This window comes from Roseomonas chloroacetimidivorans (assembly GCF_049629625.1).
GTDB classification, from domain to species: Bacteria; Pseudomonadota; Alphaproteobacteria; order Acetobacterales; family Acetobacteraceae; genus Roseomonas; species Roseomonas chloroacetimidivorans.
Map to the genome: position 1 here is coordinate 100,052 of NZ_JBNBZS010000012.1, position 24,781 is coordinate 124,832.

General features: G+C 68.5%; 22 protein-coding genes. 14 read left to right on the forward strand and 8 right to left on the reverse strand.

Features of this window, described 5'->3' with window-relative positions; translation table 11 throughout:
• Positions 1–256: 256 nt before the first annotated feature.
• Together hemC and hemH are read left to right on the forward strand one after the other, a co-directional pair.
• Positions 257–1,219 carry a hydroxymethylbilane synthase gene (gene hemC / locus ACO1BU_RS11385; protein ID WP_424136061.1) on the forward strand — a complete coding sequence of 321 codons (963 nt, stop codon included), beginning with the start codon at positions 257–259 and terminating at the stop codon, positions 1,217–1,219.
• On the forward strand, positions 1,216–2,256 hold the full coding sequence (hemH, locus tag ACO1BU_RS11390; RefSeq protein WP_424136062.1) for a ferrochelatase: 1,041 nt from the start codon (positions 1,216–1,218) through the stop codon (positions 2,254–2,256). The genes hemC and hemH overlap by 4 nt, the downstream gene beginning before the upstream one ends.
• 91 nt (positions 2,257–2,347) lie before the next feature.
• Here hemH and ACO1BU_RS11395 read toward each other — a convergent pair whose 3' ends face one another.
• Positions 2,348–4,948, reverse strand: a complete 2,601-nt coding sequence (locus tag ACO1BU_RS11395; protein WP_424136063.1) for a PepSY domain-containing protein — start codon at positions 4,946–4,948, stop codon at positions 2,348–2,350.
• A gap of 310 nt (positions 4,949–5,258) precedes the next feature.
• Positions 5,259–5,663, reverse strand: a complete 405-nt coding sequence (locus ACO1BU_RS11400) for a hypothetical protein (protein ID WP_424136064.1) — start codon at positions 5,661–5,663, stop codon at positions 5,259–5,261.
• Positions 5,664–5,791: 128 nt separating this feature from the next.
• Here ACO1BU_RS11400 and ACO1BU_RS11405 point away from each other — a divergent pair, with 128 nt between their 5' ends.
• The gene (locus tag ACO1BU_RS11405) at positions 5,792–6,595 is read left to right on the forward strand and encodes an EcsC family protein (RefSeq protein WP_424136065.1); all 804 of its coding nucleotides are present in this window, start codon (positions 5,792–5,794) and stop codon (positions 6,593–6,595) included.
• 77 nt (positions 6,596–6,672) lie between these two features.
• On the opposite strand, the gene ACO1BU_RS11410 is transcribed toward ACO1BU_RS11405, so the two are convergent.
• Complete coding sequence (locus ACO1BU_RS11410; protein ID WP_424136066.1) at positions 6,673–6,930, reverse strand: hypothetical protein; 258 nt, start codon at positions 6,928–6,930, stop codon at positions 6,673–6,675.
• 895 nt (positions 6,931–7,825) lie between these two features.
• Here ACO1BU_RS11410 and ACO1BU_RS11415 point away from each other — a divergent pair.
• The 3 genes from ACO1BU_RS11415 to ACO1BU_RS11425 all read left to right on the forward strand — a co-directional run bounded on the left by ACO1BU_RS11415 (position 7,826) and on the right by ACO1BU_RS11425 (position 12,225).
• Positions 7,826–10,885: a PAS domain S-box protein gene (locus tag ACO1BU_RS11415; RefSeq protein WP_424136067.1), complete on the forward strand. Its 3,060-nt coding sequence runs from the start codon at positions 7,826–7,828 to the stop codon at positions 10,883–10,885.
• A 58-nt stretch (positions 10,886–10,943) separates the two neighbouring features.
• Positions 10,944–12,004, forward strand: a protein-coding gene (locus tag ACO1BU_RS11420; RefSeq protein ID WP_424136068.1) for an IS630 family transposase whose coding sequence is annotated in 2 segments (ribosomal slippage) — positions 10,944–11,430 and positions 11,430–12,004 — 1,062 coding nt in all. Because the reading frame shifts where the segments join, the coding sequence is not laid out codon by codon here.
• Positions 11,917–12,225: an EAL domain-containing protein gene (locus tag ACO1BU_RS11425; RefSeq protein WP_424136069.1), complete on the forward strand. Its 309-nt coding sequence runs from the start codon at positions 11,917–11,919 to the stop codon at positions 12,223–12,225. The genes ACO1BU_RS11420 and ACO1BU_RS11425 overlap by 88 nt, the downstream gene beginning before the upstream one ends.
• Positions 12,226–12,372: 147 nt before the next feature.
• On the opposite strand, the gene ACO1BU_RS11430 is transcribed toward ACO1BU_RS11425, so the two are convergent.
• On the reverse strand, positions 12,373–13,788 hold the full coding sequence (locus ACO1BU_RS11430) for an aminotransferase-like domain-containing protein (protein WP_424136070.1): 1,416 nt from the start codon (positions 13,786–13,788) through the stop codon (positions 12,373–12,375).
• A gap of 113 nt (positions 13,789–13,901) precedes the next feature.
• Here ACO1BU_RS11430 and ACO1BU_RS11435 point away from each other — a divergent pair, with 113 nt between their 5' ends.
• Together ACO1BU_RS11435 and ACO1BU_RS11440 are read left to right on the forward strand one after the other, a co-directional pair.
• The gene (locus ACO1BU_RS11435) at positions 13,902–14,273 is read left to right on the forward strand and encodes a DUF983 domain-containing protein (protein ID WP_424136071.1); all 372 of its coding nucleotides are present in this window, start codon (positions 13,902–13,904) and stop codon (positions 14,271–14,273) included.
• Between the two features lie 44 nt (positions 14,274–14,317).
• Entirely contained in the window at positions 14,318–14,794 is a 477-nt protein-coding gene (locus ACO1BU_RS11440; RefSeq protein WP_424136072.1) for a GlcG/HbpS family heme-binding protein, read from the forward strand.
• Positions 14,795–14,913: 119 nt separating this feature from the next.
• On the opposite strand, the gene ACO1BU_RS11445 is transcribed toward ACO1BU_RS11440, so the two are convergent.
• Complete coding sequence (locus ACO1BU_RS11445; RefSeq protein WP_424136073.1) at positions 14,914–15,828, reverse strand: AraC family ligand binding domain-containing protein; 915 nt, start codon at positions 15,826–15,828, stop codon at positions 14,914–14,916.
• A 54-nt stretch (positions 15,829–15,882) separates the two neighbouring features.
• On the opposite strand from ACO1BU_RS11445, the gene ACO1BU_RS11450 reads away from it, so the two are divergent.
• The gene (locus ACO1BU_RS11450; RefSeq protein WP_424136074.1) at positions 15,883–17,127 is read left to right on the forward strand and encodes an MFS transporter; all 1,245 of its coding nucleotides are present in this window, start codon (positions 15,883–15,885) and stop codon (positions 17,125–17,127) included.
• A gap of 86 nt (positions 17,128–17,213) precedes the next feature.
• Here the strand turns inward: ACO1BU_RS11450 and phaR are convergent, their stop codons facing one another.
• The gene (gene phaR / locus ACO1BU_RS11455) at positions 17,214–17,828 is read right to left on the reverse strand and encodes a polyhydroxyalkanoate synthesis repressor PhaR (RefSeq protein ID WP_424136131.1); all 615 of its coding nucleotides are present in this window, start codon (positions 17,826–17,828) and stop codon (positions 17,214–17,216) included.
• A 585-nt stretch (positions 17,829–18,413) separates the two neighbouring features.
• Here phaR and ACO1BU_RS11460 point away from each other — a divergent pair.
• The 3 genes from ACO1BU_RS11460 (at position 18,414) to hemA (ending at position 22,434) form a co-directional block, all read left to right on the forward strand.
• Positions 18,414–19,670 carry an alpha/beta fold hydrolase gene (locus ACO1BU_RS11460; protein WP_424136075.1) on the forward strand — a complete coding sequence of 419 codons (1,257 nt, stop codon included), beginning with the start codon at positions 18,414–18,416 and terminating at the stop codon, positions 19,668–19,670.
• Between the two features lie 176 nt (positions 19,671–19,846).
• Positions 19,847–21,022, forward strand: a complete 1,176-nt coding sequence (locus ACO1BU_RS11465; RefSeq protein WP_424136076.1) for an acetyl-CoA C-acetyltransferase — start codon at positions 19,847–19,849, stop codon at positions 21,020–21,022.
• A gap of 206 nt (positions 21,023–21,228) precedes the next feature.
• Positions 21,229–22,434: a 5-aminolevulinate synthase gene (hemA, locus tag ACO1BU_RS11470; protein ID WP_424136077.1), complete on the forward strand. Its 1,206-nt coding sequence runs from the start codon at positions 21,229–21,231 to the stop codon at positions 22,432–22,434.
• Positions 22,435–22,623: 189 nt separating this feature from the next.
• Here hemA and ACO1BU_RS11475 read toward each other — a convergent pair whose 3' ends face one another.
• Positions 22,624–23,205, reverse strand: coding sequence for a tyrosine phosphatase family protein (locus ACO1BU_RS11475; protein ID WP_424136078.1), 582 nt, complete (start codon positions 23,203–23,205; stop codon positions 22,624–22,626).
• Positions 23,206–23,468: 263 nt separating this feature from the next.
• Between ACO1BU_RS11475 and ACO1BU_RS11480 the strand changes: the two genes are divergently transcribed.
• Entirely contained in the window at positions 23,469–23,726 is a 258-nt protein-coding gene (locus tag ACO1BU_RS11480; protein WP_424136079.1) for a DUF3126 family protein, read from the forward strand.
• Between the two features lie 224 nt (positions 23,727–23,950).
• Positions 23,951–24,346, forward strand: a complete 396-nt coding sequence (locus tag ACO1BU_RS11485) for a response regulator (protein WP_424136080.1) — start codon at positions 23,951–23,953, stop codon at positions 24,344–24,346.
• 177 nt (positions 24,347–24,523) lie between these two features.
• Here ACO1BU_RS11485 and ACO1BU_RS11490 read toward each other — a convergent pair whose 3' ends face one another.
• Positions 24,524–24,733, reverse strand: coding sequence for a hypothetical protein (locus ACO1BU_RS11490; RefSeq protein WP_424136081.1), 210 nt, complete (start codon positions 24,731–24,733; stop codon positions 24,524–24,526).
• Positions 24,734–24,781: the final 48 nt, after the last annotated feature.

Consider the following 24,781-nt stretch of genomic DNA (forward strand, 5'->3'; position numbering starts at 1 on the left):
TCGGTAACACCGAATAATACCTAAAGAAATATCGATTTCACCTGTTGTGTCACTCCGCCCAATATCCCGGGGTACCCGCAGCTACAAACCCGGAAAGGGAATCGCACCATGCCTCGCATCACCCCGCACCCTGTTCGGGCCCTGGTTGAGACCACCCCTGCCGTTTCCGAAGGGTCAGCGGGGTAAGCGCGCATGGAGGGGGCTCCGCCCTTCCCCGTCCAGCCGCCCCGTTCCCTGTCACTGTGAGTGAGTTGCCATGTCCGCCGCCTTGAAGCCGGTCATTCAGGAAGCCGTCTTACGCGCCGGCACCCGCGCCTCCCCGCTCGCGCTGGTGCAGACCCGGCTGGTGCTGAAGGCGCTCCGGCAGGCGACGGATTCCGTATCGGTCGACGCCCTGCCCCTGACCACCACGGGCGATGCGGAGCAGTGCCACCGCCTCGCCGATCTCGGCGGCAAGGGCCTCTTCGCCAAGGAAATCCACGAAGCCCTGCTGGACGGGCGCGTCGATTTCGCCGTGCACAGCCTGAAGGACCTGGAATCCGAGCTACCGCCGGGCCTGGTCATCGCCGCCATGCTGCCGCGCGAGGATGTACGCGATGCCCTTGTCCTGGCACCGGATTGCCCGCCCGATGAGCGGCGCGGCCCCTTATGCGGCGTGCCCGCGGGTGCGCGGATCGGCACGGCATCGGCACGCCGGCTGGCGCAGCTGCGCCATCTGCGCCCCGACCTGCGCTTCGGCCTGATGCGGGGAAATGTGCAGACCCGCCTGCGCAAGCTGGAATCCGGCGACTTTGCGGCCACGGTGCTGGCCATGGCCGGGCTGAACCGCCTGGGAATGGAGGGCCGCGCGGCCCTGATCCTGGATACCGAGGACATGTTGCCGGCCGCCGGCCAGGGCGTCATCGCCGTGACCGCGCGCGCGGAGGACCATGCCACGCGCGAGCTCCTGGCCCGCATCGACGATGCCGAAAGCCGTGTCGCCGCTGTGGCAGAGCGGGCGCTGATAGCGGCGCTGGACGCCTCCTGCCGAAGCCCGGTCGGCGCCCATGCCCGGCTGCTGCCGGATGGCCGGCTTCATCTCACCGGCCTCGTCGCCCGCGAGGACGGCTCCTTCCTGCTGCGCCGCAGCCTGCAAGGCGCCCCTGCGGAAGCGGCGGGTCTCGGTACTGCGCTCGGTCAGGCGCTGCGCGCCGACAGCCCTTCGGATCTGTTCGCATGACCCATCTTCCTCCGCGCTCCACTCTCCTCCCCGCGCAGCCCGGCCACTCCTCCTCCGCCGGGCAGATCGGCGTCCTGTTGGTCAATCTCGGCACGCCGGACTCCACGGGATACCGGGATGTCCGCCGCTACCTGTCGGAATTCCTCTCCGACCGGCGCGTGATCGAGAACAACCCGCTCTGGTGGCAGCCGCTGCTGCAAGGCGTGATCCTGACCACGCGCCCCTTCAGGAGCGGCGCCGCCTATGCACGCATCTGGCGGCGCGAGACGAATGAGAGCCCGCTGCGCTTTCACACGCGCCAGCAGGCCACCCTCCTGCAACAGGCGATGCCCGATGGCCCGCTCGTGGATTGGGCCATGCGCTATGGCCAACCTTCCATCGCCGAGCGTCTTGCTGCCCTCCAGGATGCGGGCTGCGATCGCATCCTGGTGGTTCCGCTCTACCCGCAATACAGCGCGACGACGACGGCGACGGTGAATGACGCCGTGTTCCAGGCCTTGCTGCGCACCCGGCGCCAGCCGGCCCTGCGGATCGCCCCATCCTTCCCGGATCACCCGCGCTACATCGCCGCGCTCGCCGCTTCCGTGCGCGCGCATATCGCCGGCCGCGATCAGCCCCCCGAGGTGATCCTCTGCTCCTATCACGGGCTGCCGCTGCGTTACGCCCGGGCCGGTGATCCTTATCCCCAGGAATGCGCGCGCAGCACCATCGCCTTGCGCGGGGCGCTCGGCCTGACGGAGGCGGAGATGCCCATGACCTTTCAGTCCCGCTTTGGGCGCGAGGAATGGCTGCGGCCCGCGACTGACGAAACGGCCGTGGAACTGGCCCGGCGCGGCATGAAGCGCGTCGCCGTGATCTGTCCCGGCTTCATCTCGGACTGCATCGAGACGCTGGACGAGATCGGCAACGAGCTGCGCGAGGAGTTCGAGGCCGCCGGGGGCGAGGAACTCACTTTGATCCCCTGCCTGAACAGCGGCCCCGACGCGATCGGCCTCTTGCAGGACATCGTGGCGCAGGAACTGTCAGGCTGGAATTGAGACAGCCACGCCAGCATTCCGCGGCAGCCCTTGAGAAAAAGATGAGGGGGCCCGGGGGAGAATTCCTTCTTCCCCGGAGGCTACCTGTCGCTCAGTAAACGTCCCGCCGATACCGCCCCTCGGCCCGCAGCACCTCCAGCGCTGTGGTGCCGAGCACCTCGGTGAGCACGGCTTCCACGCCCGGTGCCATGCCTTCCTGGCTGCCGCAGACATAGATGGCCGCGCCGCCCGCCACCCAGTCCCGCAGGCTATCCGCAGCCTCGCGCAAGCGGTCCTGCACATAGATCCGCTCCGCCTGGTCGCGGGAGAAGGCGAGGTCCAGCCGCTCCAGCATTCCGGAGGCCTGCCACACCGCGATCTCGGGCGCGTAGTGGAAATCGGAATGCCGGCGGCGCTCGCCGAAGACCAGCCAGTTCCGCCCCTGGCCCAGCGCCGCCCGGTGCCGCAAATGGGCTCGCAGGCCAGCCATCCCGGTGCCGTTGCCCACCAGGATCATCGGCCGGTCATCCGAGGGCGGGTGGAAAGCGGTATTGGACCGGATGCGCATGGCAATTATGCCGCCCTCCGGCGCATGGGCCGTCAGCCAGCCCGATCCGAGGCCCAGCACTCCCTCTTTCGTGCAGACCTGCCGCACGAGCAGGTGGACGCGCCCATCCGCCGCGATGGAGGCGATGGAATAGTCGCGGTGCGGCAGCGGCCGCAGGCTTCGCAGCACCGTGTCGAGTCCCTTGGACCGCACCAGCTCCGGTGGCGGCAATTCGCTGCCGGCCAGGGTTTCGAAGAGCGTTTCGCCGCCGAGGCCGGGCAGGCTGTCCGCCCGTTCCAGCCCGGCATCCGCGAGCCAGGACCGCACGGTTGGCGCTGCATGGCGCGGCCGCACCTCGGCGATGTCGCCAGCCTGCCAGTGGACCGCCCCAGGCGGATCCAGTTCCACGTGGAACACCGGCCCGCCAGGGCTGCCGGGGTTCAGCAGCACGCGCAGGGCCAGGCGCCATGGCGTGAAGGCTGGCCCCTGCAGCGCAGCCCCCGCCTTGCCGCCCAGCGCTTCCAGCCCGCGGCGCCACGCGTCCAGCGCCGCCTCATCCGTCCGATCCGCCTCCACCACATCGAAGAGCGGCGTCGCGCCCTGGCGGCGTAGCCATTCATCCAGTTCCCGCCCGAAGCCGCAATAATGCGGGTAATGGCGGTCGCCGAGGGAGAGCAGCCCGTATTCCAGCCCGTCCAGCGCGGCCGTGTTCCCCATGACTTGCTTGGCGAAGCGCCGCGCCTGATCCGGCGGCTCGCCTTCCCCGAAGGTGCTGACGACGAAAAGCGCCCGCCGTGCCGCGCGCACCCCGGCAGCATCCAGGCTGGCCAGTGGCGCCACGCGCACGGGCTGCGCCGCCCGCAGGGCCTCCGCGCTCTGCCAGGCCAGGCGCTCGGCCGTGCCGCCCTGGCTGGCATAGGCGATCAGCAGCGCCTCCCCGCCTTCCGCAGGCACGATGCTGCGCGCCAGCTTGCGCGCCGCCGCGCGCTCCTTCCGGCGCGCGATGTAGAGCAGGATGCCGGTGATGCCGAAAAGCGGCATGAGCAGGCTGGCCAGCATCATCAGCACTGTGACCGTGGTGCCGAAATAGCGGCCGCTGTGCAGCGCCAGCATGCTGCCCATCAGCTGCTGCCCGAGGGGCAACTCGGCATAGCGCCGGTGCTCCACCACCTCGCCCGCCGCATTGACGGCGATGTTGTTGCGCGCGTCCTCATGCTCCGGCCGGGCATCGACATAGGTGATGCGTAGCGGCTGCCCCGGTCCGGGGATGCGCAGCGTGGCCGTACCCCAATCCGGGCGCGTCTGCACGAAGGTGCTCCAGGCGCGGTCCAGGTCCAGCGGTGCCGGGCGCGCGCCGCCGCGGGTCTGTGATGCGCCCTCGCCGCGCGGCGCAGCCTCGCCGCCCGGCCGCGCGCCACCCTGCGGCGGCCCCATCTGCGCCGGGCGGGGCGCGCCGGAGATGGCGAAGAGCGCCGAGCGATACCATTCGAAGGACCAGAACAGACCGGTCAGGCTGGCCAGCAGATAGAGCGGCAACACCCAGGTGCCGATCACCGAATGCAGCCGCCAGAACAGGCTGCGCCCGCGCAACCGGAAATCGAGGTGGAACCAGCTCCGCCACTGCGCCACCCGCCGGGGCCAGCGCAGGTAGAGCCCGGTGAGCGACAAGATGATGAGCGCGATGGTCGAAACTCCGACCACGATCCGCCCCTCGGCGCCCGCCAGCAGCCAGCGGTGCAGTTCCCGGGTGGTGCGGAAGAAGCCCGTTCCGACGGGCGCGCCGAGCAGTTCGCCGGTGTAAGGATCGGCGTAGCGCGTTTCGCCGCGCGGGCGGCCCCCGGCGGCTTGCGGCGCGGCGTCACGCGAAACCAGCAACGCCCGGACCGAGCTGTCGGGCTCCGCGGCGAGGGTAAGAGCATTCACCCGCGCGCCTGTGCCTGCCTCAATCCGGCGAATCAGCTCCGCCGGACTGAGCGGCGCCTCCGCGCTTGGCGTGACGGTGAGCACGCCGGGATTCAGGGCGCGCATGATCTCGTCCTGGAACGACAGCAGGCCGCCGGTGAAGCCGACCACCATCAGCACCAGCCCGGCGGTAATGCCGAGGAACCAATGGATCTGAAACCAAACGGATTTCCAGGCCGGAAGCCGGATCGCGGGCTGCGGCATGGTCACGGCGCCCCTTGCGGCAGGGCGGCGCACCGGGATGGCCCGGGCCGAGGTGAAGAGAGAAGGTGATAGCGCGCTGCGCTCGTGACCACGGATGATCGTTCCTGGCTGCCTGGAGGAAGAACAATCCTCCCTGCCTTGCCTGCTAATGCGAATTGCATTCACTATCAACAACGGCGTGATCTGTTGGCGGATAAAAACGAAAGAGGCCGGAAGCCCGCATCCGACGGGTCCCGGCCACATCTTCTGCTCGGTCCTTCATCGGGTGCGCCGACGCACCCAATTCCGCAGGAAGCGCCCTGTCCGGATCCTACCCGTCCAGATGCGCGCTGAACTTCGCCATCCAGAAATTAGGCACGGCCGTCCCGGGGCCCGAGCGCATGCGAACGGTCCAGATCGGCTCATGCGGATCGCCCGTTTCGATGATGAAGTTCCATCCCACCCGCTTGTCGGCGGAGTTATAGACCGGCTCCGTCCGCCATTTCCGGATGATGGAAAAGGGCAGCAGCTTCGTCAGCCGATGAGAGGCGAGGCCAACCATCTGATCCGCGCCGCTGAACAGGATGGTGACATTCCGCCCCTCCAGCCGGTCATCGAAGCCCGGGCATTCCCGCATCAGCGCCTCGACCGCCTGGCGCCGCCCGTCCCGCTTCGCCCAGACCCACCAGCCGGCCGCGCAGAGCAGCGCGATCACCACAAGCACTGCCAGCGTCACCACCCACCGTCACCCCTGCCCGGACACGCCAGGGCGGGATAGGACCATCCCAGGGCCGGATCAACGACCCCCGGTATGAACATGCCGCCTCTGGTGCAACCCGCCCCGGCCGCCACCATTTCATGGGCATGAGCACAACGCTGCCCGCCCTTCTGACCCTGCCCGAGGACGCCCAGGCCGCGCTGGCCAAGGCCGTGGCCGTGCTCGAGGGCCCCTCTTTCGCCGCCCGCCTCGCCGCCATCGCCGGCACTCCGGTGGAGGCGTTGAAGGGCCGCCTGCCCGAAAACATCCGCGACCAGCTGGACCATGCCGTGCGCCGCGCCCTGGAGAAGGCCTGGCACACCGCTGTGGGCACCGGGCCGCGCCGCACGCCCTTCGGGATGGATGTCGCCTGGTTCCATCGCGGCATTGCCATGGCCAGCGGCGCCGCCGGCGGCGCGCTCGGCCTGCTCGGCACGCTGGCGGAGCTGCCCTTCTCCACCACCGTCCTCCTCCGCCAGATCGCCGCCGAGGCTGCTGAAGCCGGCGAGGACCCGAAGGTGCCGATGACGGCGGCCGAATGCCTTTCTGTCTTCGCCATTGGCAGCCCCAGCATGGCCGAGGACGACGTCACGGAAACCGGCTACTTCGCTGCCCGCATCGCCCTGGCCCAGATGCTGCCCAATGCGACCAGCCATCTCGTCTCCGGCCTGCTGCCCGGCTTCCTTGGCGCCATCGCCGCGCGCTTCACCGGCACGGTCGGGCTGAAGCTTTCGGCCCAGGCCGTGCCGATCGTCGGCGCCGCCGCCGGCGCCGCGATCAACCTGGCCTTCCTCGAGCATTTCCGCAGCGTGGCGAATGCCCATTTCACTGTCCGGAAGTTCGAGCGCCTTTATGGCGCCGACCGCGTCCGCAACGCCTATGACGCGCTGCGCGACGGCAGCACCGGATAGCCGTACTGGCAGCCGCACAAGCAGAAAGGGCCACCGGCAGTGCCGGTGGCCCTTTCTGTTTCAACCCTGGGGGGCGATCAGGCGTGCTGGCCGCCACCACCCGTGGCACCGCTCTGCTCCAGGGACTGCACCGCGGCATCACCCTGGGACTGGTTGGCGTTGTTGCTGGCCAGCGGCGTGCGGCTCTCAAGCTGCGTCTGCGACCAGGCGGGATAGGCGGTCGGGCCCGAGATGTACTCGCCATCCGCGAAGGCATGGCCCGCAGCCAGGGGGCTCATCAGCGCGGCAGCCAGGCCGAGGGTCCGGAGGGTCTTGGCAAGGTTCAGGGAAGACATGGTGTGGTATCCTTTTCGTGAATGGCGGCGGCAGGCGCCGTCGTCTTGTTGACCCCGATATAGGCCCCCCACCGGCTCCACTCCACTTGAGGACATGGATAGCTCCTATTCGTCCGGTGAATGTAACCGCTTCGCTTTCGCCCATTCTCCGGCCCTGGCCGCGCATGGCAGGCTGTCGCCTATCCCCGGCGCCGCGCTGATCGGCGGCAGCGCCGCCTTCCTGCTCCGCTCGCCGCCGTCCTTGCCATGCAGCTGCTGTGCGGCGTCGGCTTGGTTCTGGCCTGGCGCCTGCCGCCTGCGCATCCCTTCATCGTTTGGGCCTCCGCCGTCAGAGAGGCAGCCTTCTCTGCCTGGGTCGTGCTGGCCCTGATCTCGCCGGACCCCTGGCCCATCATCGCCCCTCTGACCGGTGCCGCGATGGCCCTGGACGTCTTTCTGCTATGCGGGCGCCGCCTGCTTCCGGGTCTCGCCCCGGCGCTGGCGGCGTTGTGGGCGGTAGATGCGGCGCCGCGGTCGCGATGCTGTTCGGAAAGGGCTGCATTCCCGGCCTTGCATCCTGAGCCGCCGGTTTCCCATCGCGCCTGATGCCACGCCCCGTTCATCGGTATCGAGGACGAACGGGAAGCGCGGCCGGCGGGCCGATGGCGATATTCGGCATCGCGTGAGGCGTCACGGGAAGCGTGCCGAAATCCGCTTCAGGAAATGCGGCGCCAGTGCCGGTGGCGAGCAGGACGCCGATGCCATCTGCTGGCATCCGCAGGGAGCATCGGTCCCACAGTGACACAATCATCGGTTGTGTGGCACATTGCAAAGCGAACACGGCCCGATACTGAACAGATACCCGACACTGAACAGATAAGAGACAGCGGAGAGAAATGCTTCTGGCGTGCGGGCGATGAGCCGCAGGATCGAGAATGGCGGTGCACACCACGGCACCACCGGAGCGCTCCTTGGGCCGTGGGCGAGCCTGACCCGTGTGTATGACGCGGTGCCGCTGGGCCTGTGCCTGGTCAGCCATGAATTGCGCCTCGTCAGCATCAACCGTCGAATGGCCGAGATGATCGGAAATTCCGCAGAGGCAAGCATCGGCCGCAGCCTGGCCGAGGTCATGCCGGGCGCCGCGGCCCGTCTGGAACCGCATCTGCAGCGCGCACTGTGCGGAGAAGAGGTGGCTGATCTCGAATTCCGGGGAACCGAAATCAGCTCCGCCGCTGGGGACCGTGTCTACTTGGTCTCCCTGGAGCCACTGCACCAGGACAATGGAGAGACCGGCGGCGTTCTGTGCTCCGCCCTCGACATCACCGGGCACAAACGGGCCGAAGCGGCGCTTCGCGAGAGCGAGGACCACTACCGGCAGGCGGTGGAACTCAGCCCCCATATTCCCTGGATCGCTGATCCGAACGGCCAGATCGTTGAGGTTAGCCCACGGGCCTGTTCCGCGTTTGGAGTGTCCCTGGAGGATGTGGTCGGCGAAGGCTGGTCGAGCATCGTCCATCCTGACGACTGGCCCGGCGTCGCCAGGATCTGGTCGGAGGCTCTCCGCAGCGGCGCACCGTATGATGCGGAGTTCCGTTTCCGCCAGGTGGACGGCAGTTACCGCTGGGTTCGCTCGCGTGCCACGCCACGCTACGACGCTGGCGGCAGCATCATGCGCTGGTACGGAACCCTGGAGGACGTGCACGATCATAAGCTTGCCGAGGCGGCGCTGGCCGAAAGGGAGGCGGCCTTCCGGCTGCTTTTCCAGAGCAACCCCGCGCCGATGTGGGTTTATGACCTGGAAACCCTGCGCTTCCTCGAAGTGAATGCCGCCGCCGTTCAGGTCTATGGCTGGTCCCGCCAAGCCTTCCTGGGCATGACGATCCTCGATATCCGCCCGGCCGAGGACCACGAGATGGTGCGTCGTTCCGCCGCCGCGCCGCGCGCGACGCGGAAGGTATCCGGGCCGTGGCGGCACCTTGATGCCGCCGGACGCGAACGCCTCGTCGATGCGATTTCCTACGTGATGGAGTTTGCTGGGCGGCCGGCCGTGCTGGTCACCGCCTGGGATGTCACCAACCGGGTGCGGACCGAGGAGGCGCTGCGCGAGAGCGAGGAGAACTACCGATACACCATCGAGCTGAGTCCACAGATTCCCTGGATCGCCAATGCTGCCGGCCAGATCACGGAGATCAGCCCGCGCTGGGGGGAACTTGTGGGCCAGACGCATGAGGCGACGCTGGGGATCGGGTGGTCAGCCGCTATCCATCCGGAGGACTTGCCTCGCAAGAAGGCCAGATGGACGCAATCGATCAGGTCGGGCGAACCGCTCGACGTGGATTATCGCCTGCGCCATGCAGATGGAAGCTACCGCTGGTTCCGTTCCCGCGCGGCAGCCCGTCGGGACGAGGCTGGCCAAATCAGCCGCTGGTATGGCACGGCCGAGGACATCCACGAGCACAAACTCGCCGTCGAGGCTCTCCGCGAAAGCGAGCAGTTCGCGCGGAGCGTCGTGGAAAGCAGTGTCGACTGCGTGCAGGTGCTGGATCCGGACGGCCATCTGATTTTCATGAATGGGCCCGGGTTGGCGCTGATGGAGATCGAGGACTTCGCCCTCGTTCGCGGACGGCTCTGGCCCTGGCTCATGCCCGAGGAGATGGCCGCCCAGGCACGTCATGCCATCGCCATGGCGAAGGCCGGGCATACGAGCCGTCTCACCGGTTTCTGCCCGACAGCCAAGGACGTACCGAAGTGGTGGGACGTCACCATTTCCCCCATTCTCGGCGCCGGCGGAGAGGTGATGCGGCTGCTTGCAGTTTCGCGTGATGTCACGGAACGGCAGAGAGCCGAGCAGCAGATCGCGTATATGGCCTATCATGATCCGCTCACGGATCTGGCCAATCGCCGGCTGTTCTACCAACACCTGCAGCAGGCGCTCGCGCAGCTCCGGCCGGGTGAGTATCTGGCCCTCCAATGCGTCGACCTCGACCACTTCAAGGGCGTCAACGACACGCTCGGGCATGCCGCTGGCGACGCTCTGCTGCGTCAGGCGGCCGACCGGCTCCGCAGCTGTGTTGCCGATGGCAGCATGGTGGCCCGGCTAGGAGGCGACGAGTTCGCGATCATCCAGACCGGCCTGCGCGGGCCGGAGAATGCGGCGGCCCTTGCCCGGCGCATCATCGAGGTTCTGGATGAGGACTACTGGATCGACGATCAACCGGCCGTGGTGGGAGCGAGCATCGGCATCGCCCTGATCTCCGACAAGGCTGCCGCTCTGGAGGAGGTGGTCAGGAACGCCGATATCGCGCTCTACCGCGCCAAGGCCGATGGGCGCGGCACCTTCTGCTTCTTCGAAGGCGCGATGGACGAGGAAGTTCGCCGCAGGCAGGAACTGAGGGCCGGGCTCCGCCGGGCGCTGGAGCGCGGCGAGTTCGAGCTGCACTTCCAACCGCTGGTCGCGCTCCGGACGGGGAAGGTGACGTGCTTCGAAGCGCTGCTCCGCTGGCACCATCCGGACCGGGGCATGATCTCCCCCGCCGATTTCATTCCGGTGGCCGAGGAAACAGGGATGATCACGCGGCTGGGGGAATGGGCTCTTCGCACGGCCTGCAACGAGGCGGCCCGGTGGCCTCTTCCCATCAGCGTCGCTGTTAACCTTTCCCCGGCTCAGTTCCGCAACCCCGGCCTGCCGCAAGCAGTGGCAGGCGCCCTGGCGGAGTCCGGGCTGCCAGCCGAGCGCCTGGTGCTGGAGATCACAGAATCCGTCCTGCTACAGGAAGACCAGACAAATCTCGCGATCCTGCGTGAGCTGGGCCGGCTCGGCCTGCGTATCGCCCTGGATGATTTCGGCACGGGCTTCTCGTCCCTCGCCTATCTGCTCCGCTTCCCGTTCGACAAGATCAAGATTGACCGTTCCTTCGTCGCGGGCCTGCCCGCGAAGGAGTCATACCAGCCGCCTTGGTCGCTGACTCGGATGTGATCCCGCCAGCGCCACAGGTGTGATTCGCTCATCCCGACGGTTGGTTCGGGAGGTTGGGATGGCGTTGGCGATCACGCGGCAGGATCTTTCGGCGGCCGAACTCCGGAGGTCAGCGGCGCGGAGCCGTGATGCGAATGCAGCGCGCCGGATGCTGGCGATCGCGCTGGTGCTGGAGGGGCACTCGCGCGAGGAGGCGGCCGAAGCCTGTGGCATGGACCGGCAGACGCTGCGCGACTGGGTGCACCGCTACAATGCAGAAGGGACGGCCGGACTGGTGAACCGCCGAGCACCGGGCCCGGCGCCGCGGCTCTCGAGTGAGCAGGAATCCATGGTGGCCTGCTGGGTGGAGGAGGGACCGGATCTGGGGCGGGACGGCGTCGTGCGCTGGCGCTGCCGCGACCTGCAGGAGCGGATCCGGCATCGGTTCGGGGTGAGCCTGCACGAGCGCACGGTGGGCAAACTCCTGACCAGGCTGCGCTTCCGGCGCTTGTCGGTCCGGCCACAGCACCCGCAAAGTGACCCCGCCGCGCAGGCGGCTTTTAGGGGGGCTTCGCTGATCGGGTGAAGGAGGCCGTCAGCGAGATCGCGCCCGGCACACCCCTGGAAATCTGGTTCATGGATGAGGCCCGCGTGGGTCAGCAGGGCACGCTGACACGGATCTGGGCCAAGCGAGGCACGCGCCCGCGTGCCGTGCGCGATCACCGCTACAACTGGGCCTGGATCTTCGGTGCGGTCTGCCCTGAGCGTGCCGTCGGAGCCGCTGTCGTGCTGCCCGAGGTCAACGTGGACGCCATGAGCATCCACCTTGCCGAAATCAGCCGCTGCGTGACCCAGGGGGCGCACGCCGTCCTCGTGCTCGACGGCGCAGGCTGGCACACCTCGCCCAGGCTGCGCCTGCCCGAGAACATCAGCTTGCTGCCGCTGCCCCGCTACGCGCCAGAACTGAACCCGGTGGAGAACATCTGGGAGTTCCTGCGCCAGAACCTGCTCAGCCATCGCGTGTGGAACAGCTACGACGCCATCGTCGACGCGTGTTGCCATGCCTGGTCCACGTTGATGAGCACGCCCGAGCAAATCACCTCCATCACGAGCCGCTCCTGGGCACAGGTCAAAGTCTGAGGCGGTTGGTATCAAAGGCCGTCATCCGTGCCGTTGTCAGCATGAGCCGAAGCCTCGGCATTTCGATCACCGCCGAGGGTGTCGAGACAGCCGAACAACGCGATGTCTTGCGCCGCCTGGGCTGCAGCGATGCCCAGGGCTACCTGTTCAGCCGTCCCGTGCCAGCCTCGGAGGTCGTGGCGCTCGTCGGCCGGTTAGACCAGAACGGCCTCGTCACCTGATCCGTCCCGGTTTCAAGCGGGGCGGAGGTGAGCAGCACCTGGCCCGCAATGGCGGGGCAAGTCATCACGTCTTCTGAAGATCAAGGCCGGTACACTGGCAACGGTCGATCGGCTTGAGTTCCCACGCTGCGGGCGTGGGGGCCATCCTCAGACGATCTCCGAAAATGGTACCGGCACTTCCTCCGCCAGCACCATGGCAAGGAAGCGCAAGGCACGCCGCAGATCGTCCCGGTTTGCCGCCGCCCCGAGAGAGACACGCACCGCATCAGGAGGCGGATCTTTCGCGCTGACGGCGAAAGCGTCACTCGGCACCACCGCCAGGCCACCCTGACGCCGGAGATGCGCCACGAAATCGAGGCGGTTCCAACGGGGCGGAAGATGAAGCCACAGATGCAAGCCTTCGGGATGAGCGTCGAAGGACTGCGCGGGCAGGATTTCCTGGGCCATTTTCTGGCGCGCAGCACTTTCACGCCGGATCGCCGAGACAACCGCACCGGCGGTGCCATCCCGCACCCAGGCCATGACAAGACTGGTCAGTAGCGGCGAGGCCATCAGCACGTTCGCGCGCAGGGTGGCACTCAGCCGTCCCGCGCAGCGCACATCGGGCGCCACCAGATAAGCCATCCGCAGAGCGGGCGAGAGCACCTTCGACACGGTCGAGATGTGGAAGCTGATATCCGGCGCGATCGACGCGATCGCGGGCACGGGGCGGGACGGTAGCAGCCCATAGGCGTCGTCCTCCACGATGCGCAGGCCATGCCGCCGTGCCGCCTCGACGATGGCACGTCGTCGTCCGGGCGGCATCGTCACGGTGGTTGGGTTTTGGATTGTCGGGATGCAGTACAGGGCCTTTGCCGGACTCTCCTGGCAGGCGGCGTCCACAGCCTCAGGCAGCAATCCCTCGGCATCCGCGGCGATGCCGATCAGCCGGATTCCCAGCTGCGCGGCGGCGCTTCGGATGCCGGGATAGGTAAGCCCGTCCGTCAGAACGACGTCGCCTGCCCCACCCAGGCTGCCCAGGATTGCAAGCAGGGCGGGCTGCGCGCCCGGGCAAACCAAAACCCGCTCCGGATCCAGGTCGCCGAGGGTCGGCCCCAGCCAGATGGCCCCGGCCGCCCGCTCCTCGGCCGTGCCGGAACCGGAGCGATAGGTCAGAAGCTGGGCCATGTCGCCCTGGCCCAGCAGGCGCGTAATCCCTTGCTGCAACAGATTCTGCAGGGAAGCGTCCGCAGGCAGCGGCGGCAGGTTCATGCCGAGATCGACAGGGCCCTCCTGCGTTTTCGGCCGGACTGCCGGTCCCGCAGGGGAGCGGACGAAGGTGCCGCGCCCAACCGTCGCCTGAAGCAGGCCGCGCTTGCGTCCTTCGGCATAGGCCCGGGTAACCGTGGTCAGATCAACGCCGAGGGCGTCGGCCAAGGCGCGATGCGTGGGAAGCCGCTCGCCTGGCTGCAGCTCCCCAGCCGCAACGGCCGCCCCGATCGCGTCGGCGATGGCGAGGTAAATTGGACCCTCCTTGCCCTCAATCCGTGGGGTCCAGCTTCCGTCCCGCTGCGGCGCATTCATCTTGCGAACAAACCTGACAATCCATATATAAGGCCCACCGGCCCATTAATTGTATGTGTCATTTCTAGTATTGTATGGCAAGAGGTGCCTGGCGGCCGGACTGGAGAAAGGTGATGACCGAGAAGTCCAAGATCGCCACGGGCCTCCGCCGGGGTCTGGGCCTGCGCTGCCCCCATTGCGGCGAGGGGCGCCTGTTTTCTGGCTTCCTTAAGGTGACCGAGCACTGCGAGGCGTGCGGGGCGGACAACACGCTCTACCCCGCCGATGACGCGCCTCCCTACCTGACGCTTTTCCTTGTCGGCCACCTGATCGTGCCCTTCGTGTTCTGGATGGATAAGGCATGGGCCCCGGCCATGTGGATCATGTTCGCCATCTGGCTGCCTCTGATCGCCGTCGTGACCATCGCGACCCTGCCTTACATGAAGGGTGCTGTTGTCGGCTTCGCCTGGGCAACCGGCGTCACGCGCGAAAGCGCGCGCCAGTGACGCCACTCCATTCCCGAGATCGCAACATTCTCCGGAGCATATTCATGTCCCATCGTCATTCGCTCCAGGCCTTGTTGATCCTGCCGGCACTCATCACCGGGGTGGCGAAGGCTGCCGATCTGCCGCGCCAGCCCGTTCTGACCCTGGACGCCGCCCGGACGGTTCTTTCGGCTGCGGAAACCGAGGCGAGGACGCAGGGCTGGCCCGGTGCCATTGCCGTCACCGACGCGGGCGGCGCCCTGCTGGCGATGGTGCGCATGGATGGTTCCGGCCCGGCTGCCGCGGACATCGCCCCTGGCAAGGCACGCACCGCCGCCATGTTCCGCCGTCCCACAAGCGCTTTCGAGGATGCCATCAATGGCCAGCGCCCGGCTGCCATCACCGGGCATTTCGTCATGATGTCCGGCGGCTTGCCGCTCGTCGTGGAAGGCCAGGTCGTGGGTGCCATCGGTGTGTCCGCTGACACGCCGCAGCACGATGTGGCGATCGCCGAAGCAGGCCGTGCCGCGCTTCCACGCTGATGTGCGCGCTGCCGTAGTCTTCGCGATCCGATCATGACGAGGGTCCGGTCCGCCTCACGCTCAGGACCTGACGCTGCCCCCAGAAACATCCGGTCAGCGGCTCCGCACAGGGATTCGCTCTAGCTGCGGAACAACGCTTCGCCTTGCCGGTGGGACAAAGCTTCGCTTTGCCTGTGGGACAAAGCTTCGCTTTGCCTGTGGGACAAAGCTTCGCTTTGCCCAGGGGGAGCAGCGCCTGCCGGGGCCGTCCGCGCCGCTCCGGCCGGCGTCACCCCGAAGGCGGCCCGGAACGCCGCCCCAAAGGCGGGCGCCGAGGCATAGCCCACCGCCGCCGCCGCACGGGCCGGCGGCACGCCCTGTGCCAGCAGCGCCGCTGCCTCGGCCAGCCGCATCGCCTGACGCCAAGCCCCGAAGGACAGCCCCGTTTCCGCCCGGAACAGCCGGGAGAGGCTGCGCGGCGAGGCGCCGATCCGCGCCGCCCAATCCTCCAGCGATAGGGGGCTGGCCGGGTCCGCCCGCAACGCCGCTGTCAGCCTCGCCAGCCGCGGCTCGCGCGGTTCGGGCACGCCAAAGGGCAGGGTGGGCGCGCGGTGGATCTCCTCCAGCATCAGCGCGGCCAGATGCCCACCGCGTCCGTGCTCATCCCATTCCAGGGGCTCCTCGCAGGCTGCCAGGATCAGCTCCCGCAACAGCGGGGAAGCAGCGAGCACCGTCACCCGCTCTGGCCCGGCGCGTGCGGCATCCTCCCGAAGGAACAGGGCTCGCATCGCCACGGTGCCGACGATGGAAACCGAATGAGGCTCCCCGGCCGGCACCCAGAGCGCCCGGCCCGCCGGCACCACGAAGCTGGCCGCGTCGGTCACGATCCGCATCACCCCGCGCAACGCGTAGAGAAGCTGCGCGCGGGCATGGCTGTGCCGCCCGGTGGATTCGCCATCGGCATAGTCGCGCTGGAACGCCGCCAATGGCCGGTTCACCGAATCCTCGGGCAGCGGGCGGTAGGTGGCGGAAGCTTGGCCGGTTCCCGACAGCATCTGGCCGAACGTCTCCTTTCGGCCAGGGTAATCTGGGAACCAGGGAGAATGCCAATGCCAAACGATCCGGCCACGCGGCAGGTCTGGTTCATCAATGCCGCGCATCTGATGTGTCACTACACGCTGCTCATCCTCGCCACCGCCGTGCTGGGCATGGTGGCGCGCGATGCGGGTACTTTCGGCGGCGAATACGGGCCCATCCTCGCCCTGGGCACGGGCATGTTTGTCCTTTACGGCGTCTGCGCCCTGCCCATGGGCTGGCTGGCCGAGAAGATCGGCCGCCCCATGCTGATGACCATCTTCTTCCTGGGCACCGGTGGCGCCCTGGTCGCCTCGGGCCTGGTGTCCGGCCCCTGGGGCCTGGCCGCGACGCTGGCGGTGGCCGGCATGTTCAACGCCATCTACCACCCGATCGGCACGGCCATGCTGGTGGAGATCGCCGGCGACCGGGTGGGCCGCTCCATGGGAGTCAACGGCGCCTTCGGCAATCTCGGTGTCGCCACGGCGCCGGTGCTGACGGCCGTGCTGGTGGCCCAGGGCAACTGGCGCTGGGCCTTCATCGTGCCGGGGCTGGTCATCCTGGCCCTCGGCCTCCTCTGGCTGCGCGAGCCGGCCTTCGATACCCGCCGGCACGCCCGCAGCACCCGCCCCTTTCCCGAGATCCCGCGCCGGATCCTGCGCCAGGCCACGGCCACCCTCCTGCTGATGGCTGTCACCTCCGGCTTCGTCTTCAATGCCTTCACCCTGCTGATCCCGAAGCTGATGCAGGAGCGCATGGCGGACAGCCCGGGCCTGCTGCCGCTGGTCGGCGTGCTCGCCTTCGCCGCCACGCTTTTCGGCGGCCTCACCCAGTTCACCGTCGGCCGTTTCATCGACCGCACGACGTTGAAGCGCGTCTTCCTGCCCCTGGCGGTCGCGTTGGTGCCGGCCCTGCTCGCCCTGTCATTCCTTCAGGGCTGGGCCGTGCTGCCCGTTGCCGCCCTCGCCGCCGCCTCGATCTTCGGTCAGGTCACGGTCGGTGAGACGATGACGGCGCGCTACATCGCTCCGGCCTTGCGGGTGCGGCTCTACTCGATCCGCTTCTTCCTGGCCTTCATCGGTGCCGCGGCGGCCTCGCCGATCATCGCCGCGCTCCACGATGCCTTTGGCAATCTGAACCTGGTGCTGGTCGTGCTCGCCGCCTTCAGCGGCATCACCCTGGTCTGCGCCCTGCTCTTCCCCGACCGTCCGGAGGAGTTGCGGCCCGAGCTGTGGCAAACCTCGCCCAAGCAGGCACCGGAGATGGTGCCGGCCGAATAGCCAGCCGGGGCCTCCGGCATCCGGGGAGCATCACGCTCCCCGGCGAGGTGGGGCTGGGGGCAGCAACGCTCCCAGCCCCCGCGGCCTCACTCAGCGCCGCTCTTCCGCCGCAGCATCTCCACCTCTTCCCGCAGCGCCGCCAACTCCTCGCGCATCGCTTCCACCTCATCCGCCGGCGCCGGTGCCGTCGTGCCACCGGTGCGGGGGAAGGGGGAGAACAGGCTCATCGCCCGCTCCAGCATGGCCAGGTTCTGCTTGCCCATTTCCTCGAAGGGGGCAAAGGCGTTGAAGCCGCCCATCGTGCTGCCCATCGCGCCCTGCGCCGCGCGGCGCATATCGTCCTGCTGGCGCGCGAAGGTTCCCATCGTCGCCTCCAGATAACGCGGCACGACGGATTGCAGGCTGTCGCCATAAAGGCCGATGAGCTGGCGCAGGAAGGGCACGGGCAGCAGGTTCGTGCCCTTGCTCTCCTCTTCCACGATAATTTGCGTCAGCACGGATCGGGTGATGTCCTCGCCCGACTTGGCGTCAGAGACGGTGAAGTCCCGCCCCTGCCGCACCATCGCCGCCAGATCCTCCAGCGTGACATAGGATGAGGTTTCGGTGTTGTAGAGACGGCGATTGGCGTATTTCTTCACCACCACCGGCGGGCGGGCCGGGGTTTCGGCCGCCGTGTCCTTTGGCGTGATGGGCTCGATCATCATCTGTCTTCCTCCCACGGACGCTCTTGCACGCGGGGGCGGGTATCGCCTTGATCCCGGGCCGGGATGCAATGCTAGACCCGCCCCGCTGCGGCGCGGAAGCCGCTTCGCGTCCAAGTTGAGGCGTAGTTTCGTATAGCGAAACGGACACCGAAGGACGAGGGGGCCGTTAGGAGGCCGTGGCGCAACGCCGGCCGGGCAGCGGCCGCAGCTTCGGGATACCAGCCGGGGAATGCATGGACGGATCGGGAAGCAATGGATCGGAGAAGGGCGACGCGCCGGAGCTGGCGCGCCTGGCCGCCGACTGGATCGCCCTCTGGCAGGGCGAGCTGGCCGCCCTTGGCAACGATCCGGAACTGACCTCCGCCTGGACAGCCTGGTCCGCGGCGCTGGCCGCCTGGACACGGGGCTGGGCCGAATCGGCGCGTACCGTGCCGCCCGGGCCCATGGCCCCTTTCACGGGCTGGCCCCCCGGGCAGGGCTGGGTTCCGCCCTGGCCTGGTATGCCCTGGGCGGCAACTCCGCCTGCCTCCTGGCCGCCCCCTCCATGGTCTGCCCCCTCCACCCCCGCGCCGGAGCCCCCGCGTGACCAAGCGCCGCGGCCCGCGCCCCCTGCCGGCCCATCTGACCCTGGCCATGGGCCGGGCCTGGCTGGCGACGGCCTCGCTCCCGATCCGGACGCCGCTCCCCTCCGCGCCCGGCTCGACGCCCTGGAACGTGAGCTGGCCGGGCTTCGCGCCGCGCTCGGCACAGGCAAAGGCGGAGCACGACCGGATTCTGCGAAGCCCCGCCGTCGCCGCTGACCCGGAGGGCTTCCGCGCCGCGATCGCCCGCCAGCTCTGGCACGAGGACGCGGCGATGCTGCGCGGCATCGTCGCCTATCGCGACCATCCCTGGCGCCGCGACCTGCCCGACCCGCCCGCCCTCTGGTCCGAGGGACCCGCGCGAGTTCTCGATTACGGCGGTACCGGTCCTCCGGCCCTTGTCATCCCCTCCCTGATCAACCGCGCCACCGTGCTGGACCTGATGCCCGGCCACTCCATGCTGCGCTGGCTGGCCGGGCAGGGCATCCGCCCCTTGCTGCTGGACTGGGGCACCCCCGGCCCCGCTGAGCGCGCCATGACCCTCACCGACTGGATCGCCGGCCGGCTGGAACGCGCCATCCTCGCCAGCGCCGAGGCCACCGGCGGCCCCGTTACCCTGGTCGGCTACTGCATGGGCGGCCTTCTCGCCCTCGCCGCCGCCCTGCGCCGCCCGGACCGGGTCCGCGGCCTCGCCCTCCTCGCCACCCCCTGGGATTTCCATGCCGGTGGCGGCGAGGCAGAGGCCCGCGCCCGTTCCGCCGCCGCCCTGCTGCCCGGGCTGGAACCCCTGCTGGCCGCCACCGGGGCCATGCCGGTGGATCTGCTCCAGCTTCTCTTCGCCGGCATCGACCCCTTTGGCATCGCCCGGAAATTCCGGGCCTTCGGCCGGCTGGATCCCACTTCCCCCCGTGCCGCGCATTTCGTGGCGCTGGAGGATTGGCTGAATGATGGCATCCCCCTTCCCGCGCCCGTGGCCCGCGAATGCCTGGCGGGCTGGTACGGCGACAACACCCCCAAGCGGAACGCCTGGCATCTCGCAGGCGCCCCGGTGGACCCCGCCGGCTGGCGCGGCCCCAGCTTCCTCGCCATTCCACGCGGCGACCGCATCGTCCCACCCGAAAGCGCCCGCGCCCTGGCCGACCGCCTGCCAGGCGCCGCGGTGCTGGACGTGCCCGCCGGCCATATCGGCATGGCCGCCGGGATGAAGGCAGAAGCCGTGCTGTGGCGCCCGTTGCGGGACTGGCTGCACGGTATCTGAAGCCTTCCGGCAGGTGGTGATCCATTCCGGATCGGTCACGAAACTCTGTGCTCTCCTTGCCCCTGTTCCGCCCGCCCGGCCCACGCCACATAGCCTGCGGGTTGTGTGGTGGGGCCGCCCGGCGCAGTCTCGGCCGCCTCCGCGCATCAACGACAAGCCCTGAGGAACAGCCGGACATGGACGACATCGTCATCGCCTCCGCCGCCCGCACACCGGTCGGCAGCTTCAACGGCGCCTTCTCCAGCCTGCCCGCCCACCAGCTCGGCGCCATCGCCATCAAGGCCGCGCTGGAACGCGCCAAGGTCGAGGCTGCGGAGGTGGACGAGGTCATCCTTGGCCAGGTGCTCACCGCGGCCGCCGGCCAGAACCCCGCCCGCCAGGCCTCCGTCCTCGCCGGCATCCCGGTCGAGCGCACCGCCTTCGGCATCAACCAGCTTTGCGGCTCCGGCCTCCGCTCCGTCGCCCTGGCCGCCCAGCAGATCGCCACCGGCGACGCCAGCATCGTCCTGGCCGGCGGGCAGGAGAGCATGACCCAGGCGCCCCACGCCCAGCAGCTTCGTGCCGGCCAGAAGATGGGCGACCTCCAACTCATCGACACCATGATCAAGGACGGGCTGTGGGACGCCTTCCACGGCTACCACATGGGTACGACCGCCGAGAACGTGGCCCAGAAGTTCCAGATCACCCGGGAACAGCAGGACGAGTTCGCCTACAACTCCCAGCGCAAGGCGGGCGAGGCCATGAAGGCCGGCCGCTTCAAGGACGAGATCGTCCCCGTCACCGTGAAGGGCCGCAAGGGCGAGACAGTCTACGAGAACGACGAGTACCCGAAGCCCGAAACCTCCCTGGAGATTCTCCAGAAGCTCCGCCCCGCCTTCTCCAAGGAGGGCTCCGTCACCGCCGGCAATGCCTCCGGCATCAATGACGGCGCGGCCGCCATCCTGGTCATGCGCGGCGCCGAGGCCGCGAAGCGTGGTGTCACCCCGCTTGCCCGCATCGTCTCCTGGGCCACGGCGGGCGTGGATCCCACCATCATGGGCACCGGCCCCATCCCGGCCTCCCGCAAGGCCCTGCAGAAGGCCGGCTGGTCCATCGACGATCTCGACCTGATCGAGGCCAATGAGGCCTTCGCCGCCCAGGCCTGCGCGGTGAACAAGGACCTGGGCTGGGATCCGGCCAAGGTGAATGTGAATGGCGGCGCCATCGCCTTGGGCCACCCGATCGGCGCGTCCGGCGCCCGTGTCCTGACCACGCTTCTGTTCCAGATGAAGCGCCAGGGCGCGAAGAAGGGCCTCGCCACTCTCTGCATCGGCGGCGGCATGGGCGTCGCCATGTGCGTCGAGGCCGCCTGAGAAAGAAGGCCCGGGGGAAGAAGGAGTTCTTCCCCCGGGGCCCAGGTGAACACCTGCTTCCATCGTCTTTTTCTTCGCGTTCGGGCGCGCCGGTTCGAGTGGTGCGACAATTTGTCCAAGGGCCTTTTTCACCCTTGGTGTTGATTCCCTGCTTCCAGGGGCCTACCCCACGGCACAGAACTGCATCGGCCCATAAGCAAATCGCCATGCCCGACTATGACCAGCTTCTCGCCGCTCATCTGGACGCATTGCGCGCCGAGGGCCGCTACCGCCGCTTCCAGACCCTACACCGGCAGCCCGGTTCCTTCCCCACGGCCCTCCGCCCGGATGGCAGCCCCGTCGTGGTCTGGTGCAGCAACGACTATCTCGGCATGGGCCAGCATCCCGTGGTGCGCGACGCCATGATCGCCGCCATCCGGGAGGACGGCGCTGGCGCGGGCGGCACACGCAACATCTCCGGCACTGGCCGCCACCATGTCGCGCTGGAAGCCGAGCTTGCCTCGCTTCACGGCAAGGAAGCCGCGCTGGTCTTCACCTCCGGCTTTGCCGCCAACGAGGCCGCACTCTCCACCCTCGCCACCCTGCTCGGCGCCACCATCCTTTCGGACGCCGACAACCACGCTTCGATGATCGCGGGCATCCGCAACGGCCGTGGGCCGAAGCGCATCTTCCGCCACAACGATGTCGCGCATCTCGCGGAACTCCTCGCGGAGCTGCCGCCCGAGGCCCCCAAGATCGTCGCCTTCGAATCCGTCTATTCGATGGATGGCGACATCGCCCCCATCCGCGCCATCGCGGAGCTCGCCCGCCAGCACAACGCCCTGACCTATATCGACGAGGTTCATGCCGTCGGCCTCTACGGTCCCGGCGGCGCCGGCGTGGCAGCGCGGGACGGCGTGCAGATCGACGTGATCGAGGGCACCCTCGGCAAGGCTTATGGCGTGGGCGGGGGCTATGTCGCGGGCAGCCGCACCCTGATCGACGCCATCCGCTCCTTCGCGCCGGGCTTCATCTTCTCCACCACCCTGGCCCCGGCCATCGCCGCCGGCGCCCTGGCCAGCATCCGCCACCTCCGCGCCTCGGATGCCGAGCGGATCGCCCATCAGGAGCGCGCCCGCGCCACCCGCGCCGCCCTGCGGGCCGAGGGCCTGCCGGTGCTGGACGCCCCCAGCCACATCGTGCCCGTCATGGTCAACGACGCCGCCCTCTGCCGCCGGGCGAGCGACATGCTGCTGGATGACCACGGCATCTACATCCAGCCCATCAACTTCCCAACGGTTCCCCGTGGCCTGGAGCGCCTGCGCATCACGCCGACGCCCTTCCATGACGACGCCGCCATCGCCCATCTCGCCGACGCCATGTCCACGGTGTGGGAGCAACTCGGCCTGACCCGGCAGAAGCGCGCGGCCTGACGGCCCGGGGGAAGCGCCGCTTCCCCCGACGCCCCCTTTCGCCGGGAGCCAGCGGCCTTCCCGGACCCCGCGATCTGCCTTTTCGATCTCGGGCAGCAGGGTCCGCTAAATTCTGAAATTGGGCTACGGCATCAGATATTTAGGTCCGTGCTGAACCGTTCTCGCGGTCGCTGGCAGCCTGAGGCGGGGTCAGCCCAGCGCCTCGGCCGCGTCCACCTCGCGGCCCCGCCCGGCGCCGCGCATGACATCCGCCAGGTGCGGCCGAATGCGGAGCTGATGGCGGTAGACCGGCGCCGCGGCCCTGACGAGGCTCCCACTGCGGCCGAGCATCCGGTCACCCATCTCCAGCATCCGGAGGTTGGGCCAGGCCTTCTCCCTGATTGCCAACACCTCCTGCAGGATCCGCTCGGCCGGCTCACCCGGTTGCGCCTGGGCCAGAATGAGCACCATGGAGGCGGTGGAGCGCGAGATGCCGGCATGGCAATGCACCAGCAGCTTCGCCGCCTCGGCCGGTTCGGCCAGCAGGTCACGGCCGAAGCGGAGGATGGCGGCGACATGCTCCTCCCGCGGTGCCTCGCCGTTCGGCACGTCCTCGATCACGTCGTGGAAGCGGAGCTCGAGCCTCGCATGCTCGCCAAAGGCACCGAAGGCCTCGGGCACCGGGTGGTCCGGATCGAGGATGGACAGCACATGGCTGATCCCGGTCTCGCAATGGCCAGCGAGCTCCTCTATTCCGCAGACGGCGATGGGAAAGGGCGTGATGGGATCCATGGCCTCACCGGGTGACAGACGGCGGAGGTTGCGCCGGGGCGTGGCCGAGATCCAGCTGGTCTTGCACAGTGGGCCCTGTATGCCCCATGTCAAACCCATGCCGTGCCAATGCGCTCACCCGTCCTGATCCACCGCCATGCTTCCCTGGATCATGGTGAAGCACATCAGGGCCTTCCCTCATCGCAAACCAACGCCTTCGCGGGTAGATCGTCTTGGGTAGGGAAGCCCGTGACGGCGCCCGAGACGGTGGGAGTTACTGGAATTTGACGAAATCTGAGATTGAACGCGTGCAGGCCTATCTGCGTCGGCTGCTGGGGACGGAGCGCATCAGCGTCATAGCCCCGCAGCGGGCGGGGATGAGCGTCGAGATTGAGGCCGGGGGCGAGGTGATCGGCACGCTCCACCGCGATGCCGAGGACGGCGAAGTGTCCTACGCCGTGCACCTCACCATCCTGGAAGAAGACCTGCCCCCGGCCGCCCAACCCGCGCCGGAATCGGCCCCCTCCAAGCGAAGGCGGTGACGATGCCGGTCACCCCGGCACGGTCACCCCGATCGGCACGGGACTGAACCCCGCCGCGGTGCGGCAAGGGATGCCGGGGCGCGCCGTCTGCCGGGTGCAGGTCTCCTTCCACCGGATCCGGAAGGCCTTGGCGCGGCTGGCTGGGGCAGCCGCTTTGTTCTGGGCCGACATGCGGTGCCGATGTAGGTTTCGGGCACAGGGCGGCTCTCAGCCGGGGAGTTCATATGGCTTCAGGATTTCAAGGTCGGCGCATCTTCGTGGTCGAGGATGAGCCGCTGGTCACTTTCCTGCTGGAAGACACGCTGATGATCGCGGGTGCGCAGGCTGTCGTCCAGGCCGCGAGGGTCGCGGAGGCTCTGTCAGCGATCACGACGGCCATGTCTGAGGGCGGGATCGACGCCGCCGTGATCGACTACACGCTCGCCGACGGCAAGTCGGCCCTTCCGGTCGCCGATCGCCTTGCCTCGCTGGGCGTGCCTTTCGTGTTCGCGACCGGTCTCGAAGCATCAGCGGTGAACAAGGGGCAGCACGTGGACGCGCCCGTTATCACCAAGCCCTATGACCCCGAGGAGGTCGTGTCCTGCCTTGCCCGAATAATGGACAGGGATTCGGCGGGCTAACGCGACCGAGGGCAGCGCCGCAGGCCTTTACCCCAGGCTTCCAGGACGACACTGGCTATCGCCGGCTGTCATAGACCCTCGGCGGAACCCGGATCAGCCGCCAACAGTTGGAAGGTCCAGGAAACCCAGTTTCCTGGCGGAGGGGCTGGGAGCCGGGGCCTCCCAGCCAGCAACGGATCAGGCTCCCTGGGGCCCCTGGTTCCCCGCATGCCCCTCGGCCTTGTTCGATTCCTTCACGGGCTGCCCGGGCTCATAATCCAGCTGGTTCCCGGTCTTGGAAGTCTGGTTGCTGAGCGGATTCCCGGTCTGCAGGGTCTGATTGATCATCGGATCATGCGGCTTGGCATCGCCCTTCCCCTGATGACCCGTGTCCTTCTTTTCGCTCATCGATCCTGACCTCCGTCCGGGCGCGGCCGATCTGCTCGGCCCGGTCAG

Coding starts and splice junctions, on each gene's coding strand:
- hemC (WP_424136061.1), top strand. CDS start 257: ATGTCCGCCGCCTTGAAGCCGGTCATTCAGGAAGCCGTCTTACGCGCC.
- hemH (WP_424136062.1), top strand. CDS start 1,216: ATGACCCATCTTCCTCCGCGCTCCACTCTCCTCCCCGCGCAGCCCGGC.
- ACO1BU_RS11395 (WP_424136063.1), bottom strand. CDS start 4,948: ATGCCGCAGCCCGCGATCCGGCTTCCGGCCTGGAAATCCGTTTGGTTT.
- ACO1BU_RS11405 (WP_424136065.1), top strand. CDS start 5,792: ATGAGCACAACGCTGCCCGCCCTTCTGACCCTGCCCGAGGACGCCCAG.
- ACO1BU_RS11410 (WP_424136066.1), bottom strand. CDS start 6,930: ATGTCTTCCCTGAACCTTGCCAAGACCCTCCGGACCCTCGGCCTGGCT.
- ACO1BU_RS11415 (WP_424136067.1), top strand. CDS start 7,826: ATGAGCCGCAGGATCGAGAATGGCGGTGCACACCACGGCACCACCGGA.
- ACO1BU_RS11430 (WP_424136070.1), bottom strand. CDS start 13,788: ATGAATGCGCCGCAGCGGGACGGAAGCTGGACCCCACGGATTGAGGGC.
- ACO1BU_RS11435 (WP_424136071.1), top strand. CDS start 13,902: ATGACCGAGAAGTCCAAGATCGCCACGGGCCTCCGCCGGGGTCTGGGC.
- ACO1BU_RS11440 (WP_424136072.1), top strand. CDS start 14,318: ATGTCCCATCGTCATTCGCTCCAGGCCTTGTTGATCCTGCCGGCACTC.
- ACO1BU_RS11445 (WP_424136073.1), bottom strand. CDS start 15,828: ATGCTGTCGGGAACCGGCCAAGCTTCCGCCACCTACCGCCCGCTGCCC.
- ACO1BU_RS11450 (WP_424136074.1), top strand. CDS start 15,883: ATGCCAAACGATCCGGCCACGCGGCAGGTCTGGTTCATCAATGCCGCG.
- phaR (WP_424136131.1), bottom strand. CDS start 17,828: ATGATCGAGCCCATCACGCCAAAGGACACGGCGGCCGAAACCCCGGCC.
- ACO1BU_RS11465 (WP_424136076.1), top strand. CDS start 19,847: ATGGACGACATCGTCATCGCCTCCGCCGCCCGCACACCGGTCGGCAGC.
- hemA (WP_424136077.1), top strand. CDS start 21,229: ATGCCCGACTATGACCAGCTTCTCGCCGCTCATCTGGACGCATTGCGC.
- ACO1BU_RS11475 (WP_424136078.1), bottom strand. CDS start 23,205: ATGGATCCCATCACGCCCTTTCCCATCGCCGTCTGCGGAATAGAGGAG.
- ACO1BU_RS11485 (WP_424136080.1), top strand. CDS start 23,951: ATGGCTTCAGGATTTCAAGGTCGGCGCATCTTCGTGGTCGAGGATGAG.
- ACO1BU_RS11490 (WP_424136081.1), bottom strand. CDS start 24,733: ATGAGCGAAAAGAAGGACACGGGTCATCAGGGGAAGGGCGATGCCAAG.